The organism is Prosthecobacter debontii, assembly GCF_900167535.1.
In the GTDB taxonomy this organism is placed as follows: domain Bacteria; phylum Verrucomicrobiota; class Verrucomicrobiia; order Verrucomicrobiales; family Verrucomicrobiaceae; genus Prosthecobacter; species Prosthecobacter debontii.
The window spans coordinates 24,878-40,288 of sequence record NZ_FUYE01000004.1; the positions used below are offsets into that span (position 1 = coordinate 24,878).

13 protein-coding genes are annotated in these 15,411 nt (G+C 55.6%); 7 read left to right on the forward strand and 6 right to left on the reverse strand.

Annotated features, from left to right (window positions below; translation table 11 throughout):
• The first annotated feature begins 37 nt into the window (after positions 1-37).
• From xseA to B5D61_RS06865, 3 genes are all read left to right on the forward strand, one after another.
• A complete protein-coding gene (gene xseA / locus B5D61_RS06855) occupies positions 38-1,375 on the forward strand; it encodes an exodeoxyribonuclease VII large subunit (RefSeq protein ID WP_078812594.1) in 1,338 nt (445 codons plus the stop codon).
• Between the two features lie 89 nt (positions 1,376-1,464).
• The gene (locus B5D61_RS06860) at positions 1,465-2,373 is read left to right on the forward strand and encodes an EF-hand domain-containing protein (protein ID WP_078812595.1); all 909 of its coding nucleotides are present in this window, start codon (positions 1,465-1,467) and stop codon (positions 2,371-2,373) included.
• Positions 2,374-2,491: 118 nt separating this feature from the next.
• Positions 2,492-3,784 carry a polysaccharide lyase 6 family protein gene (locus B5D61_RS06865; RefSeq protein ID WP_078812596.1) on the forward strand — a complete coding sequence of 431 codons (1,293 nt, stop codon included), beginning with the start codon at positions 2,492-2,494 and terminating at the stop codon, positions 3,782-3,784.
• 6 nt (positions 3,785-3,790) lie between these two features.
• On the opposite strand, the gene B5D61_RS06870 is transcribed toward B5D61_RS06865, so the two are convergent.
• Positions 3,791-5,881, reverse strand: a complete 2,091-nt coding sequence (locus B5D61_RS06870; RefSeq protein WP_078812597.1) for an alpha/beta hydrolase family protein — start codon at positions 5,879-5,881, stop codon at positions 3,791-3,793.
• A 235-nt stretch (positions 5,882-6,116) separates the two neighbouring features.
• Complete coding sequence (carA, locus tag B5D61_RS06875) at positions 6,117-7,280, reverse strand: glutamine-hydrolyzing carbamoyl-phosphate synthase small subunit (RefSeq protein ID WP_078812598.1); 1,164 nt, start codon at positions 7,278-7,280, stop codon at positions 6,117-6,119.
• A gap of 134 nt (positions 7,281-7,414) precedes the next feature.
• Here carA and B5D61_RS06880 point away from each other — a divergent pair, with 134 nt between their 5' ends.
• The gene (locus B5D61_RS06880; RefSeq protein WP_078812599.1) at positions 7,415-8,023 is read left to right on the forward strand and encodes a lysophospholipid acyltransferase family protein; all 609 of its coding nucleotides are present in this window, start codon (positions 7,415-7,417) and stop codon (positions 8,021-8,023) included.
• A 57-nt stretch (positions 8,024-8,080) separates the two neighbouring features.
• Positions 8,081-9,046 carry a phosphatidate cytidylyltransferase gene (locus B5D61_RS06885; protein WP_078812600.1) on the forward strand — a complete coding sequence of 322 codons (966 nt, stop codon included), beginning with the start codon at positions 8,081-8,083 and terminating at the stop codon, positions 9,044-9,046.
• An 84-nt stretch (positions 9,047-9,130) separates the two neighbouring features.
• On the opposite strand, the gene ilvN is transcribed toward B5D61_RS06885, so the two are convergent.
• From ilvN to ilvB, 3 genes are all read right to left on the reverse strand, one after another.
• Entirely contained in the window at positions 9,131-9,676 is a 546-nt protein-coding gene (gene ilvN / locus B5D61_RS06890) for an acetolactate synthase small subunit (protein WP_078812601.1), read from the reverse strand.
• Positions 9,677-9,743: 67 nt separating this feature from the next.
• Positions 9,744-10,529: a DNA-methyltransferase gene (locus tag B5D61_RS06895; protein WP_078812602.1), complete on the reverse strand. Its 786-nt coding sequence runs from the start codon at positions 10,527-10,529 to the stop codon at positions 9,744-9,746.
• Positions 10,530-10,569: 40 nt separating this feature from the next.
• Positions 10,570-12,297: a biosynthetic-type acetolactate synthase large subunit gene (ilvB, locus tag B5D61_RS06900; protein ID WP_078812603.1), complete on the reverse strand. Its 1,728-nt coding sequence runs from the start codon at positions 12,295-12,297 to the stop codon at positions 10,570-10,572.
• 320 nt (positions 12,298-12,617) lie between these two features.
• Between ilvB and B5D61_RS06905 the strand changes: the two genes are divergently transcribed.
• Together B5D61_RS06905 and B5D61_RS06910 are read left to right on the forward strand one after the other, a co-directional pair.
• Positions 12,618-13,073: an Sbal_3080 family lipoprotein gene (locus B5D61_RS06905; RefSeq protein WP_078812604.1), complete on the forward strand. Its 456-nt coding sequence runs from the start codon at positions 12,618-12,620 to the stop codon at positions 13,071-13,073.
• Between the two features lie 321 nt (positions 13,074-13,394).
• Positions 13,395-14,096: a hypothetical protein gene (locus tag B5D61_RS06910; RefSeq protein ID WP_078812605.1), complete on the forward strand. Its 702-nt coding sequence runs from the start codon at positions 13,395-13,397 to the stop codon at positions 14,094-14,096.
• A 29-nt stretch (positions 14,097-14,125) separates the two neighbouring features.
• Here B5D61_RS06910 and B5D61_RS06915 read toward each other — a convergent pair whose 3' ends face one another.
• The gene (locus tag B5D61_RS06915) at positions 14,126-15,232 is read right to left on the reverse strand and encodes a L,D-transpeptidase family protein (protein ID WP_078812606.1); all 1,107 of its coding nucleotides are present in this window, start codon (positions 15,230-15,232) and stop codon (positions 14,126-14,128) included.
• Positions 15,233-15,411: the final 179 nt, after the last annotated feature.

Consider the following 15,411-nt stretch of genomic DNA (forward strand, 5'->3'; position numbering starts at 1 on the left):
TGGCAGTGGAGCGGGGCCACGCTAGAGACACGAGAACATGACCGAACCTGAAGATGTCCTCTCCGTCACCCAGCTCACGCGTGAGATTCGCGATGTGTTGGAGGGCCGCATCGGCAGCGTGTGGGTGGAGGGGGAGATCAGCAATCATCGACTCCAGAGTAGCGGGCATCAGTATTTCACCCTGAAGGATGCCGGTGCTCAGCTTGCCTGTGTGATGTTTCGCGGATCGGCCCGTACAGGGGTGAGGCTGACGGAAGGGGCGCAGGTGCAGCTCTACGGAACTATCTCCGTCTATGAAGCACGTGGTCAGTATCAGATGGTGGTGAAGCAGGCCCAAATGAAGGGCCAGGGAAGCCTCCAGGCCCGGTTTGAGGCTTTGAAAAAGAGTCTCTATGAAGAGGGGCTCTTCGATGCCGAGCACAAGCAAGCCATCCCCAAATATCCGCGTGTGGTGGCGCTTGTAACCTCACCCACGGGGGCGGCGATTCAGGACATGCTGAATATCTTGACTCGCAGGGCTCCATGGATTCACGTCATGGTTTATCCGGTGCGGGTCCAAGGCCAAGGCGTGGAACGAGAAACGATTCAGGCATTGAGAGTCCTGAATGAAGCTGAGCGGCACGGGATACCACAACCGGACACGATCGTGATCGGACGGGGCGGCGGTAGCATAGAAGATCTCTGGGCCTACAATGAAGAGTCTCTCGCGCGGGCTATCTTTGACTCACGGATTCCTGTGATCTCAGCCGTGGGGCATGAAATTGATTTCACGATTGCCGATTTTGTCGCCGATCTGCGTGCGCCTACACCCAGTGCGGCAGCGGAGCTGTTGGCTCCAGATCGCGCGGAACTGATGAGGCATTTCGAGTCGCTGTCTCGACAGATCAGCTCGCGTATGGACTACACGCTCACGCATCATGAGCAGGTCTTGGATTTCATGGCTCGCGGTGCTTTGAAGACGGCACCCGAGCATCAGCTCCAAGCCGCTGAGCAGACGGCGGATGACATCGAGTATCGGATGAAAGATGCCTCGAGGCTGAGCTTGCAAGACCTACTGGATCAGCTCGTTGAGCGGCAGCAAGTGCTGATGGCTCATCATCCGCGCGTGCTTTTGAGTGAGTCTGAGCATCGGGTGGCGCAGCAAGCTCAACGGTTGCAACAGCAACTGATTCATCGGTTAGACCGACTCGAAGATCGAGTGAAAGCACGCACGGATGTGCTCCGCAATCTCGGTCCTGAATCGATCCTGGCTCGAGGCTTTTCCTACACAACCAATGAAGAGGGCAGGGTATTGCGCGACGCGGATGAAATTGCGGACGGGCAGGTGCTGATCACACGTCTTCAAAAAGGCGAGGTGAGAAGTATCGTTCAATGAGAGGACGATTTTTTTTGAAAGGTTGCGCAACCGATTTGAGCCTTCTGGGTTGGAGTGAGTGCTGTCGATAACACTCAGCCTATCCAACTATGAAATCATCCAAGACCCCTTTTTGTTTCCTGGGCCTACTCTCTCTGAGCGCCAGTCTTGCCTTCGCTCAAGAAGGTGCCCCCAAAGGTCCGCCTCCTGAAGGCGAAGGCCGCGGCGGTGGCCGTCTCGCCGAGTTTTTGAAGCGGGCGGATGCCAATGGTGACGGCAAGATCAGCAAGGAAGAATTTGGTGCGATGTCTCAGCGCGAAGGAAACGACGAGCGTTTCGCCCGCATGGACACGAATAGCGATGGCTACGTGGACCAGGCTGAAATGGCCTCCGTGGCAGAGAAGATGCGGGAAGGCATGCGCGGTGGGCGCCCAGGTGAAGGTGGCGGTTTTCGTCGGCCCGATGGGGAGGGCAAGGAAGGTGGTTTCCGCCGTCCACCGGGCGGCTCTCCCGAGGGAGGAGCAAGACCTGATGGAGAGCGCCCACAACCCCCCGAAGGCGGGCGTCGTCCAGAAGGTGGCCCTCCAGGAGGCCCCGGCGGCCCACCCATGGACGAAATCTTTGGCCGCATGGATAAAGACGCAGATGGTTCCGTCAGCAAAGAAGAGTATGTGGAATTCTCCAAACAGGAGATCGAAACTCGCTTTTCTCGGGTGGACGAAAATGCCGATGGCAAACTCACCAAAGACGAGATGCGAGCTGGAATGGAGCGGATCCGCAATATGATGCGTGGCCCAGGCGGGCAGGGGGGGCCAGGCTTCGGACGTGGTCCAGGTGACGGAGATCGGCGCCCTGGTGGTGAAGGTGGTCCCCGTCGAGGGCCCGATGGCGGTGGTGAAGGCGGCTTCCGCCGTCCCCCTTCACAAGATGGTGACAAAGCTCCAGGTAAGGAGCGCCCAGAATTCGAAGGAGAGTCTCCCAAGAAGGAGGCTGACGCGCCCAAGAAAGATGCGGCCTGATTTTGATTCAGTTAGGTGTTTGTAGCCAAAAGGCGGAACTCCCCAAGGGTTCCGCCTTTTTCTTTTTTGATTCCCTTTTTGGCAGGACCCGCTTTGATGGTCCTCGGTCTTTGCACCTATGATGCGCTTCATTTCCCTTTTGCTCGGTCTACCTCTCATCCTTCAGGCGGTAGATGTCGTTGTAACAAACCCGGCTGGATTGGAGGCTGCGATTAAAGCTGCGCAACCTGGAGATCGCATCGTGCTTAGAGAAGGCGAGTGGCCGGATACCGTGGTGAAGTTTAAAGGGAAAGGAACTGTGGATGCTCCGATCACCCTGCGGGCTAAGGTGCCAGGGAAAACCATTTTTACAGGTGCCTCGGCGTTACGCATCGGTGGGGAATATTTGATCGTGGAAGGACTTTGGTTTCAGGACCCGAATCCGTCGGTGGGTGACACCCTCGAGTTTCGCATTGATTCAAAGACTCTGGCATCGAACTGTCGCCTAACAGGATGTGCCGTGACTTTGAATTCAGATGTGGGGAGCAAAGAGGATAAGGAATCTCGCTGGGTCGGGCTCTATGGGGAAAGCAATCGTGTCGATCACTGCCTGTTTCAGGGCAAGTTAACCAAGGGCACGACCCTCGTTGTGTGGTTGGGGGATAAGAATGTGGGACGGCATGTGATCGAGGAAAACTATTTCGGTCCACGTGAGAAGTTGGGTAAAAACGGGGGTGAGACCATTCGTGTCGGCGATAGCAAAACATCCATGCAAAGAGCGGACTGCATTGTGCGGAGGAATCTCTTCGTGAAATGCAATGGCGAGGCTGAATGCATCTCGAACAAGTCCTGCAGCAATCTCTATCAGGACAACTCCTTTGTGGAAGTCAGCGGCACCTTGACGCTTCGTCATGGCAATGGTTGCACGGTGGATGGCAATGCTTTCTTTGGCAATGGAGCTAAAGGAACTGGCGGTATCCGGGTGATTGGAGAAGATCACGTGGTGAAGAACAACTACCTCGAGAGTCTGACGGGTGATGAAGTGCGTTGCGGGATCACTTTCATGATGGGGTTACCCGATTCTCCGGCCAATGGCTATTTCCAGGTGAAGCGGGCGCGCATTGAAAACAACACCCTGGTGGATTGTGAGCATCCGATCTTGATCGGATTGGAGGGGGATAAAGTGCCAGGAGTACCTAACCTCCCTCCCCTGGACACGACATTCGAGGCAAATCGAGTGTATTGCCCCAAAGCACAGGTGGTGGAGGTAAGGTGTGATCTGTCTGGCATCACGTGGAAGGATAACCAATTGTTCGGAAAGGAGCTGGGTATTCCTGAAACAGCTGGAATCGAGTGGGGACATGAGCCAACAGTTCAAAAGCGTCAACCCATCGCCCGAGATCAAATCGGCCCTACTTGGTGGACTGAATGAGGTGACTCAATTCACCGGTTTACGTATCTGCCACTGCTTGTTGCTCCACTGGAGGTTCTTGGCGGTGGCATTCGGGTAAGCCCAAGCCGCATCATCCGCAGAGTAGAGGATCACTCGAGTTTTGCTGGCGGCCATAGCGATCGCTTGCGGCACATCAAGGACCTTGAGCACATTCAGATAGGTTGGGCTCTGCTCATGGCTGGTGGGCACATCGTGCAGATCCAGTCGGGTGATGCCGTCTTCATACAGGGAAGCGTAAACGCCATGAACGGCCATATCGCGATGGGCTTGAAGCCAAAGCGGCGTCTTGTCCATACCAGGGATTTGCTTGAGGCCTTGAATGGCACAACGTACATCCCAGACACGCATGGAATCCAGCGTTTGACCGAGGAGATAAAAGCGTCTCAGGCGTTGGGTCTGAGCTTTGACACTGCCTATCCATTCCGTGGGACCGATGCCGCGTGGACATACATAGGCCATGCCCCACTTGAAGGCTTGGAACATTTTCTTCTCGCTTGCCAAGGCGGCCTCGTCGCTTTGTTCGGCTCGGGGGCCTTCAAATAAGGAGGCGAACTTGCTGCCGTAGGTTTTTTGAAAGTCCTGCCAGCCGTCTTGATCCAAGACATTGAGCGCGACGAGTTCGAGATCTTCAGCTCGCAGTCCGGCGCGATGCACGAGGTGGAGACGCAGACGGAAAGACGAATCTGGATTGAAGTCATAAGCTGTCATCTGAAGCCCTTCGTTTTCCAAACTGTTGTCTTTGGTAAGTGGGACTGCGGTGGAGGTTTGAGGCCATCCTGCAAAGACTTTTTCAGTCAGCGATTGCATCCAGCTTTGCCGTTGTTTGTCCCACGATTCGGCATTCGCGGGTGGTGTAGGGGGGGCGGCCTTCGCGACGAAGGTTTGGTCGATGGTTGTGTTTTTCTCGTCTTTGGGCAGTTCGGTAAAGACCTTCAAAACTTCAGGCTGCAGAGATTTTTTGGCTCCTTCGTCCAGCACGGCCATCGGGTCGGCTCCTTTGAGATGACACTCGAACCAATGGAAGGCGCCCGTGTTCAGCGGCTGGAGGTCTTTATGGGGACCTTCGGCGATCTGCAGGCCAATGTTCTTTTCTTGGCCTAACAAAGAATAGATTCGACGAACGTTTTGATAGATGTTGAAGACGCCGTCGATAGGAAAGATATCGTCCTTGTCGGTGTTGCAGATGAGCAACGGACGCGGCACTACTAACGCGACCATGCGATCATAGTCCCACCGGTAGGTGTTCACATAGAACATGCAGTCGCAGTGGCCTTCGATGCAACCATCCACCACATGATTGCGCATGGTAGTGACGCCTGCCGTGGGCGCGGCCGCTTTAATGCGCTCATCCAGAGCGGCCACCCACCAGGAGTAAGCTCCGCCACCACTGCGTCCTGTGACACCGAAGCGGGTTTTGTCCACTTCAGGGCGGGTTTCCAGATAATCTAACGCGCGAATACTGGCCCAAGCTTCCAAGCCCGCGGGCGTATAACCACGTGACATCCACCACCAGCGCCCTTTGCTATAGGTGCCATGATGTTCGCCACGGATCTCCCCGAGCTGGACGGTATCAATGATAAGGCAGGCATAACCGTGACGGGCAAACCAGATACCATGATGATGATAGCCCGTTTTGTTGCCTAAGCGCACGCCATCCTTTTCAACCACGGCATGGCCGCAGACATAGAGGATCGTGGGGAGTGGTTTTTCGACCTTATCAGGCAGGTAGAGATTGGCCGTGACATAGTAGCCGGGGACGGCCTGGAAATGCATCTTTTCGATGACATAACCATCCCCCTTCAGTTCCCCAGTTTTAGTTGCTTGAAGCGGTGTGCGTTCTGGCATCGGCTCCAGGCCGAGCATCTCCGCCAGTTGTTTCCGGTATTCAGGGGCTTTGCGCTGCCAGTCCTCGACGGTTTGAATGTCCTTGAGTCCGCCGGCTTCCTCAATCTCCGCGGTCTGTTGCCGCATGTAGCCATCCAGCATCCTGGCACCTGGAGAATCAGGCGTCTTTTCAGGAAAGCGACCCGCGTGGAGCGAGAGCGGAAGGAGAAGCAAACAAAGGAGCGACTTCATAACGGGCAGAGAAATTCAAAGCGACGACCTTGGACGAAGCTAAAACGTCGAAGGTAAGCAAGGCTTTGGAATTATACTGCTGACGAAGTGATGATCTTGTCGCTCGTCCCGATACCGTGATGATGTCTCTAGAGCAAAGCTGCACGCCTGGCCCTCACAGCTCGTTCAATGAGCGCGTGAATTCGACCTCAATAGAGGAGAGTACAGCTGTCTTAGACAATGAACGTGGGACAGGTTAATCCGCGTTATCGATCAGCTTGGCGAACTCATCGAAGAAATACTTCGCATCGTTCGGGCCAGGAGCAGCTTCGGGGTGATACTGCACGCTCATGACGGGGGCTTCGCGATGGCGCATGCCTTCGACGGTGCCGTCGTTGAGGTTGATGTGTGTCACCTCGACATTGGATGGCAAGCTAGCTGGATCGATAGCGAAGCCGTGGTTTTGGCTGGTGATGGAGACCTTACCGGTGCGGAGGTCTTTCACAGGCTGGTTGCCCCCCCGGTGACCAAACTTAAGTTTGAAGGTCTTACCACCGTAGGCGTGGCCGAGGATCTGGTGGCCGAGGCAAATGCCAAAGACAGGCTTCTTGCCGATCAGCTTGCGGACTTCCTCATGGATGTAGCCCAAAGCGCCTGGATCCCCAGGGCCGTTGGAAAGGAAAACGCCATCGGGATTGCGGGCCAGGACCTCTTCGGCCGAAGTGCCGGCTGGCACGACCGTGACATGGAAGCCGCTCTGGCGAAGACCGCGCAGGATGTTCCGCTTCATGCCGAAATCATAAGCCACGACGTGATACCGTGCGTCGGGCAGGGGATGGAAGGCTCCTTCAGCACCACCTTCGCGGTTCTGACTCGGGCTGGGGATATCCCATTGGCGGCTGAGTTGGCTCTCGGGGTCCCACTGATAGATGGAGGGGGTGGTGACTTCTTTGACGAAATCACTGCCCGACATTGGGGCGCTTTCCTGAGCCAGTTTGACGGCTTCCGCCACGGTGCCGACCTCGGTGGTGATGACGGAGCGCATGGCACCCAGGGTGCGCAGGTGCTTGGTGAGGGCGCGGGTATCGACGCCTTGAATCCCGGGAATGTTGTATTGCTTCAGGTAGGCATCGAGAGACTGGCTGCTGCGCCAGTTGCTGGGCACCTCGCAGAGTTCTTCGACGACGAACCCACGCACATGAGGCTCATTGCTCTCATCATCCAGCGGATTGACCCCGTAGTTACCGATCATCGGATACGTCATCGCCACGATCTGGCCACGGTAGGACGGGTCCGTCAGAACTTCCTGATACCCTGACATGGAGGTATTGAAGCAGATTTCGCCCGTGCGTGTGCCGGGTGCGCCAAAGGATTCGCCTTCAAAATACCGTCCGTCTTCGAGTGCCAGGATTGCTTTCATTAAATGGGAAACTTGGGCACCTAGCCTGATTGCGAGACGAATGCAAGAGGCGGTTGCAGGTTCATGTGAACTGCTCGGTGTTCGGATACACTTCGGTCTTGCAGAGTCACGGGCTTGGAGATTGAATTCGGCTAATGATTTCAGGCTTGATCGCTGGTTCTTTACGCCTCGCGACGGGGGCTCTCGCACGCTGGCACGGCTGTGGTCCGGAACTTCGCCAGCGCATCTATTTTGCCAATCACACCAGCAATCTGGACGGGCCGCTTCTCTGGGCAAGCCTGCCCCCCTTACTTCGGCAAAAAACCCGGATGGTCGCCGCTCATGACTACTGGAGTGTGGGGAAGCTCCGTCCCTGGTTGGCTCAGCAGGTCTTTCGAGCGGTCTTGATCGAGCGGAAACGACCTACGGCGGACTGCAATCCCCTGGATGTGATGCTGGAGGCGATGGGTGAGGATCACTCCCTGATTATTTTCCCCGAGGGCGGACGCCAGACCAGCCCTGACCCGCAGCCTTTCAAGGCGGGCCTTTATCACCTAGCGCGGCGGCGCCCTGAGGTGGAGTTGGTGCCGGTATTGATGGAGAATTTGAACCGCATCTTACCCAAGGGCGAGATCTTGCCCGCCCCCCTGCTGGGGAGTCTGGTTTTCGGTGCTCCGATTCGACTGGAAGCCGGAGAGACGAAACCGGACTTTTTAGAGCGGGCGAGGCAATCTGTGATCTGTTTGCGAGAGAATTGCCGCTGATATGAAGGAGGAGTCTGCATGGATTCCGAGTGATTTGATTGACTGACCTGAACCCTTATGAACTTGGATCGCGAACTTGTATGGCTCATCACCGGCGTGGTCGGTGTCCTGGTGGTGGCGTCGGTGCTCGGGCGCCTCTTAAAACGGCGCGCGCAGACGGAAGGTGCGAAGGCGACGCTGGAAAATGTGATGGCCCGCACGCGAGCCTGGTGGGGCATGGTGATCATTTTTACCTTGGCCGTTTTGATCGGTAAGACGGGGACGACCGTTTTATTTGGTCTTCTGTCCTTCATGGCGCTGAGGGAGTTCATCACGCTAACGCCGACCAAACCTGGTGATCACCGCACGCTGTTCTGGGTATTCTTCGTCATTACTCCCCTGCATTACTGGTATTTGCTGGATGGCTGGTATGGCATGTTTTCCATCTTCCTGCCGGTTTATGCCTTTCTCTTCGTGCCCATGCGCAGTGCACTGGCGGGGGATTGCGAACGCTTTCTAGAGCGCACGGCCAAGATCCAATGGGGCCTTCTCATCTGCGTGTATTTGGTGAGTCACGCGCCGGGACTGCTCATGCTGGATCTCAAAGACTATGCGGGCCAGAATGCCAAGTTGCTGTTCTGGTTCGTGATCGTGGTGGAGATCAGTGATGTGCTCCAATATGTATGGGGTAAGACCTGTGGACAGCGTAAGATCGCCCCAAGTGTGAGTCCGAATAAGACCTGGGAAGGTCTGCTGGGTGGTGGCCTCAGCACAGTGGCTATCGGTGCCCTCCTGCATTGGGCTACCCCTTACACCGCACTTCAGGCTGGTGGAATGGCGGCCCTAGTGGTGGTCATGGGGTTCCTCGGCGGTCTGGTCATGTCCGCCATCAAACGCGACGTCGGCGTGAAGGATTGGGGGCACGCCATTGCTGGGCACGGAGGGGTTTTGGATCGCCTGGATTCTCTCTGTTTTGCCGCCCCTGTGGTGTTTCACTTCACCCGGTATTTCTACAGCGTCCAGGAGGTGACGCAGGGGTTTTGAGCCCGATGAAATCAAAGAAAAAGGACTCGCCTGTGAGGCGAGTCCCTTTCGAAGCGACAAACGATTTTGTGGCCTAACTCATGGTTAGGTGGTTTCAAGGCCACGAGCCATCACCACTTTACCTGTGCGCACGGTCTCAACGATCTCGAATTTGCTCAGGAGGCGAACGGCGGCATCAAGCTTATCGGTGTTGCCGGTGATCATGGCGATGAGGCTGTCGTCCTGGAGATCCACGGTTTTGCCGGCGTAATGCTCCACGATCTGAAGGATCTCGGTGCGCTGCTCTGGACCGGCGGCGATTTTGATCAGCACCAGTTCCTTAGCCACGGCGTCGCGGTCGGTATGCTCTACGCAGTGAATCACGTCGATGAGCTTATTCACCTGCATGATGATCTGGTGCAGGCCTTCTGGATGACCGCTGATGCCGATGGTCATGCGGCTGAAACGTGGGTCCCGGGTTTGGGACACCACGAGGGATTCGATGTTGAAACCACGACGGCTGAAAACCGCGCAGATACGGCCGAGAACGCCGGGCTGGTTGTTCACATACACGCTCAGCGTGTGGATGTTGATGATATCGGCCTGGGGGGCGGGCTTTTTATCCGTGGTGGCTGGGATGCGGTCGCTCATGGGACTTTGCTGTGCTGTTTGTTTCTGAAATGGACGAAGGGAAGGGAACTGAAGGAATAACGCTAAGCTAGGCGGCTTTGACGCGGGCTTTGAGGCGCTGACGACTCATCTTGACGTAGGTCGGGCTGGCCTCGATGCCGAGCCAGCGGCGGCCTTGCATCTCTGCGGCGACGGCGGTGGTGCCACTGCCGAGAAAGGGGTCTAGCACGACATCATCGACCTCGGTGCTGCAGGCGACGAGCTTACGAATGAGACGAAGCGGCTTTTGACTGGGATGGCCGACCTTTTCCTTGCTCAAGCCTTTGAGACTGGGAACGCGCAGGATGTTGGTGGCAAACTTACCTTTGTTGAGATGCTTTTTACGCGCCTTGAGATCTTTGTAACGAGGATCCCGGAGGTAAGCGTGAATCGTCTCCGCATCATAAGGAATGCGCACGGCATCCTTGATGAATTTGGCCTCCTCACCTTTTCTCAGCACGAGGATCATCTCATACTGAGGGGTGAAGCTGTCCCGCCGCTCATTGTAGCCGACCGCACGATCCCAGATGATGAGATCATGAAACCGATGCTGTTGGGTGAGGCGGGACATGAGGTGGAGAAAGATGTGCTCGCGTTTACCTAGCTGGCCAAAGATGAAGCAGAGGCCGTCATCGCGGAGGACGCGCATGGACTCATCCACCCATTGCTCGCACCAGGCGAGGTAGGCTTCGGGAGTTTTCCATTGAGTGTCCCAGGCTTCATCTTCGAGGACGTTGTAGTAAGGCGGGTCGGCGATCACCGTCTGGGCAAACGCATCAGGGAGCTTCTTCAGCTGTTTGAGCGCGTCGCCTTTGATGACGGTGTTGAGCTTCATGTGGGGGAAAGGCGGGCAGGCGAGTGCCCGCCTCACTGAATCACGTGGAACCGGTAGGCTTTTCCATCTTATGCTTCGGTGCTTCGATGATCATGTCTTCCAGCGCAGCGCCGGCAGGGATCATTGGGAACACGTTTTCATACTTGATGCACTCAGCCTCGATGATGCAGGGACCATCGTTGTAGTCGAGGGCCTGCTGGAGCACGCGCTCCACATCAGCAGGACGGCGGATGTGCCAGCCCTTGATGCCGTAGGCTTCACCCAGCTTCACGAAGTCAGGGTTACCCACGAGGTCCACACCGCTTTCCCGGTTTTCAAAGAACAGTTCCTGCCACTGGCGCACCATGCCCAGGTAGCTGTTGTTCAGCACCAGGATCTTGATCGGCAGTTTGTGGATGGCTGCGGTGGCCAGTTCAAACAAGGTCATCTGGAAACCGCCGTCTCCGGAGATGGAGACCACGAGTTTATCCGGGCAAGCGAGCTGGGCACCGATGGCAGCAGGGAAACCAAAGCCCATGGTGCCAGCACCGCCGGAGCTGATCCAGTGGTAGCTCTCATCGTTCTTGTAGAACTGAGCGGCCCACATCTGGTGCTGACCCACGTCGGTGGTGACGATCGCCTTGCCTTTAGAAAGGGTGTAAAGCTCATCGATGACCTGCTGCATGCGCAGACCACCCTGCTTTTTGTAGCTGAGCGGGAACTTCTTCTTGTAGCCTTCCAGAGTCTCCAACCAGCTTGTGGTTTCCAGCTTCTCGATGTGAGGAAGCAGAGCGCTGATCGCTGCCTTGGCATCACCTTTGATGGCCACGTCCACCGAGATCATCTTGTTGAACTCAGCCGCATCGATGTCGATGTGAATGATCTTGGCATTGCGGCCAAACATGTGCGGCTTGCCGATGATGCGGTCATCGAAGCGGGAACCGATGTTCAGGATCAGGTCAGCTTCCACCATGGCCTTGTTGGCATAGGCGGTGCCGTGCATACCCAGCATCCCCAGGGAGAGCGCGTGAGTTTCTGGGAAGACACCTTTACCCAGCAGGGTGGTGGTCACCGGTGCGTTCAGACCTTCGGCCAGCTGACGCAGTTCTTTGTCCGCGCGGGCGATCATCGCTCCCTGACCGGCGAGGATCACGGGGCGCTTGGCTTGGGAGATCAGGTGAGCCGCTTCTTCGATCTTCTTGGTGTCGATCTTGAAAGCTTCTTCGGGATGGTAGCCGGGAAGGTCGATCGGGGCATCATAATCACCCGTGAAAGGAGCTTGGCTCTTGTCTTTCGGAATGTCGATCAGCACGGGGCCTGGGCGACCTGTGGTGGCGATGTGATAGGCTTCTCGGGCAATGCGAGGGATCGCATTGGTGTCCTTCACCAGGTAGTTATGCTTCACCACTGGGGCAGTGATGTTAAAGATGTCGGCTTCCTGGAAGGCATCTTTACCCAACATCCAGCTCACGGTCTGACCGCAGAGCACGATCATCGGCACGCTATCCATCTGCGCGGTCATCAGGCCTGTGATGGTATTGCCAGCACCAGGGCCAGAAGTCACCAGCACCACGGCAGGCTTACCCGTAGCACGAGCGTAACCATCCGCCATGTGGACAGCACCCTGCTCGTGACGCACGAGGACGAACTTCATGTTCGTCTTCATGGTTTCCAAGGCGTCGAAAATCGGGATAGCTGCGCCGCCCGAATATCCGAACACATACTCAATGCCGAGGTCGGCCAGGGTTTTGATTAGCGCCTGTGCGCCATCCATTTGGGGTGTGCTCATGTGGTTGTGAGGTGAAAATTGCGATTTCGAGGGCTATTGTGTGGCCGATTATTAAAATCGCAAATGAAAATGTGCTGTTTTGAGTGTATTTGGCGATCTGTTAGTGTTTTATTGAACTGAAAATTGATGTTTTTGCTGCGTTTATGGGGGTTGGATGCGGTTTGAGGATTTGAAAATTGAATATTTTGATGGGTTTGCGCCTGAGGAAGTAAGATGGGTGCAGAAGTTGGTGAGGATTCATGAACGTCTCGCGCAAGGGTCCGAACTTTTTCAAGTGAGTCCTTGAGGGAATTTCTCAATGTGGCTACAAGCGGGTCCCGATGAAAAATATTCTCACCCTCCTTAGCCTTTGCACCATCCTTTGTCAGTGTAACTCCACACGCTATACGGGAAGCGCTCCCAATCCTCCCCTGACGAAGCTGGCCATTGTGAAGAATGACAAGTTGCACATGTCAGGCATGCAGCCGGAAGTGGTGAAGCAGGTGCAGGCCATGGGCATTGCCACGACATTGGTGGACGCTCCGCCTGCCACTGATGAGCCGTATATGACCTTCACCGCCAATTGGAAATGGGACATGGCGATGTATTTGAAGTATTTTAAGGCCGAGTTGTTTCAAAACCAACAAAAGGTGAGTGGAGTGGAATACAAGGCAAGTGGCATGGACCTGAGCAAGTTTGGTCATACCGATGAAAAGATCCGCCCGATGCTCAGAAAAGTGTTTTTGGGGGTGAACCCTCCGCCGAAGCTTCGCGAGGCTGCGCCATCAATGCGCTAGCGGATAGGGCCAACGTCATCCGATTTTCAGACGACGGCCTATCAGGGCCGTCGTTTTGTTTTCAGGATCACGCATGAAATCTTCATGAGTTGGTTATTATGACTTTGTGAATGCCTTACCTCCACCTCCTCAGCCAGCACCTCCAAATCCCGGCTGCGATCGCTGTGGGCAGGCGGAGGCCCATCAGATCGGTGATGTGTGGATTTGTGACGACTGCTACATTGCCAGTGGATCGTGCTGCGCTGGGGATGATCATGAGGAGTCGTGATTGAATGATAGACTCAGAACGGGGGCGCGTTTGATGGCCAATTCCCCCTTTGAATGAAGATTCGAGTTGTTTGTCTGTGCCTAGCCCTTGTCGGGTTGGATTGCTTATCAAGTCCTTGCTTTGGTCAAGAGACTGACCCGGATCTGCCGCAGCCCCTGGAGGCGAACTTTGCGGATGCACTGGTGGCGGAGTCTCCCTTCACACGTTACGTCAGTCTGGAAGACACGTTGCAGCTCACGGGCGTGGCCTATGTGGGTGGACGTCCCGTGGCGACAGTCTTTAATACCAAGACCAAGGAAAGTATCTTGGTCTTTGAAGAGCCGAATGAGTTGGGGTGGCATCTCACGGGTATAGCAGCAGGCACCGACTTGGCGAATACCCAGATCGAAATGATGGTGGGGCCGGAAACGATTACCATGCATTACCATGGGCAGTCCATGAACCCCGAGGGTGGGAAAGAGGGCAAGACTCGGCTCGCAGGCAGCGATGGCAAGAAGCCGAAAAAGTATTCCTCGCTACTGGGTGAAAACGGCAAGGAGATGTATGCCTCGCTGTCTTCAGATGCGCGGAACAAATTCCGTGACGTTTTAAAATCCCACATGGAAAAGCGTCCAGATGAATCAGCCCAAGATCGAGCCAGCTTTGCCCAAAAGGTTTTTGCGAAGATTAAGGAATCAGATCGCGGCAGTTCCAGTAGCAGCGGCACGAAGGCTCCGAAAACGAGCAAGCCTGCCAAGAAAAAACAAGGGGCCTAAGCTGAGCAGGCTGATTGGCCTGTTCAGCGTCAGTGGATGGAGACCTTCACACCAGCCCGGACTTTCGAGGCTAAGCGGACGATGTCCCAATTGGCAAGACGCACACAGCCATGACTGGTGCTGCGGCCAATGGTATCGGGCTCACTCGTGCCGTGCAGCCCGATGCCGCGTTTGTTTAAAGCAATCCAGACGACACCCACCATGTTGTTAGGTCCGGGTTTGATGAGATAGGTCTTCTCGCCACGCTCACCCGTTTTGAGAAAGGACCGGTCATAACGAAAGTCGGGCAGGCGAGCGATACCGCGAATCTTCCATTCTCCCTGTGGCGATTGTGTCTGCTCAGAGCCGATCGTCACGGGATAGGCGGCCACCAATTTGCCTTTTTCAAAGAGCTTCAGCATGCTGTCAGAGGTATCCACCTTCACGGCGAGATCCGTGGCAGCAGGTGGGGGGGGCTCGGTGGAGTCAGCTTGGGATTCCTTTTCCTTGGGCTCCTCAGAGTCCTCACGGCTGAGTTCCATGAGATCGAGCAAAGGCATATCTTTAACCGCGGTCACATCAAATGCCTCGACATTCGGCACCCGAATCACATCGCCGACTTTTAAGGTCTCTAGCTTGTCAGGATTGAGCTCCCTGAGGAAATCCAGGTCGCTGTGAAACTTCTCCGCCAGGGCTTCGCTCAGGCTGGCATAAGGAATCCAGTCCAGTTTCGCGATCTCAGGAATGGTCGAGGGGACTTCACCTACGGTTTTGAGGTCGGCTTCAGTCACGTGGTAGTCGATGAAGACGGGCGAGATTTTGGTCAAGTTCATGTCCGTTAGATCGGGCAAAGGAAGGCGTGCATTCTCTGTGGTCTTGGAACTGGCCGAGTCCGAATCCTCGGCTTTGAGCACAGGCAACCCTTGCGATTGACGATAAAGGGTGAGCGCCTTTTCAGTGAAGCCCCCATAGCGACCATCAATCTTTCCAGGACCGAAGTTGGCTCGATCCAAAAAGATTTGCAGTCGAGTCGTTGCCTCGATTTCAGAAGTCGCCGCAGGGGCAGGCGCGTCGGTCTCTAAGGCCGAGACAGGTAGCAGGGAGATCAGCGATAGCAGGCAGAGACCATGCGGGAAAAAGAGTGCGAAAGAATTCATCCCTGGGATTCGCCCGCTCAAGCTGACTTGGATGTGGAATGAATCTCGCGCTTGGCAGCATGCAGACAGTCGGCCAGTGTAGAGGCGAGTCCACCGTCAACGTTCCATGAGGAGTCAAAAACAGAACAATCGTCCGCCACGTCCCTTTAAACTTAAAAACGAGGGACGGGGTTGGTCAG

Bases quoted from the DNA above. Each gene is read 5' to 3' on its own strand.
- xseA (WP_078812594.1), top strand. From the start codon at position 38: ATGACCGAACCTGAAGATGTCCTCTCCGTCACCCAGCTCACGCGTGAG.
- B5D61_RS06860 (WP_078812595.1), top strand. From the start codon at position 1,465: ATGAAATCATCCAAGACCCCTTTTTGTTTCCTGGGCCTACTCTCTCTG.
- B5D61_RS06865 (WP_078812596.1), top strand. From the start codon at position 2,492: ATGATGCGCTTCATTTCCCTTTTGCTCGGTCTACCTCTCATCCTTCAG.
- B5D61_RS06870 (WP_078812597.1), bottom strand. From the start codon at position 5,881: ATGAAGTCGCTCCTTTGTTTGCTTCTCCTTCCGCTCTCGCTCCACGCG.
- carA (WP_078812598.1), bottom strand. From the start codon at position 7,280: ATGAAAGCAATCCTGGCACTCGAAGACGGACGGTATTTTGAAGGCGAA.
- B5D61_RS06880 (WP_078812599.1), top strand. From the start codon at position 7,415: ATGATTTCAGGCTTGATCGCTGGTTCTTTACGCCTCGCGACGGGGGCT.
- B5D61_RS06885 (WP_078812600.1), top strand. From the start codon at position 8,081: ATGAACTTGGATCGCGAACTTGTATGGCTCATCACCGGCGTGGTCGGT.
- ilvN (WP_078812601.1), bottom strand. From the start codon at position 9,676: ATGAGCGACCGCATCCCAGCCACCACGGATAAAAAGCCCGCCCCCCAG.
- B5D61_RS06895 (WP_078812602.1), bottom strand. From the start codon at position 10,529: ATGAAGCTCAACACCGTCATCAAAGGCGACGCGCTCAAACAGCTGAAG.
- ilvB (WP_078812603.1), bottom strand. From the start codon at position 12,297: ATGAGCACACCCCAAATGGATGGCGCACAGGCGCTAATCAAAACCCTG.
- B5D61_RS06905 (WP_078812604.1), top strand. From the start codon at position 12,618: ATGAAAAATATTCTCACCCTCCTTAGCCTTTGCACCATCCTTTGTCAG.
- B5D61_RS06910 (WP_078812605.1), top strand. From the start codon at position 13,395: ATGAAGATTCGAGTTGTTTGTCTGTGCCTAGCCCTTGTCGGGTTGGAT.
- B5D61_RS06915 (WP_078812606.1), bottom strand. From the start codon at position 15,232: ATGAATTCTTTCGCACTCTTTTTCCCGCATGGTCTCTGCCTGCTATCG.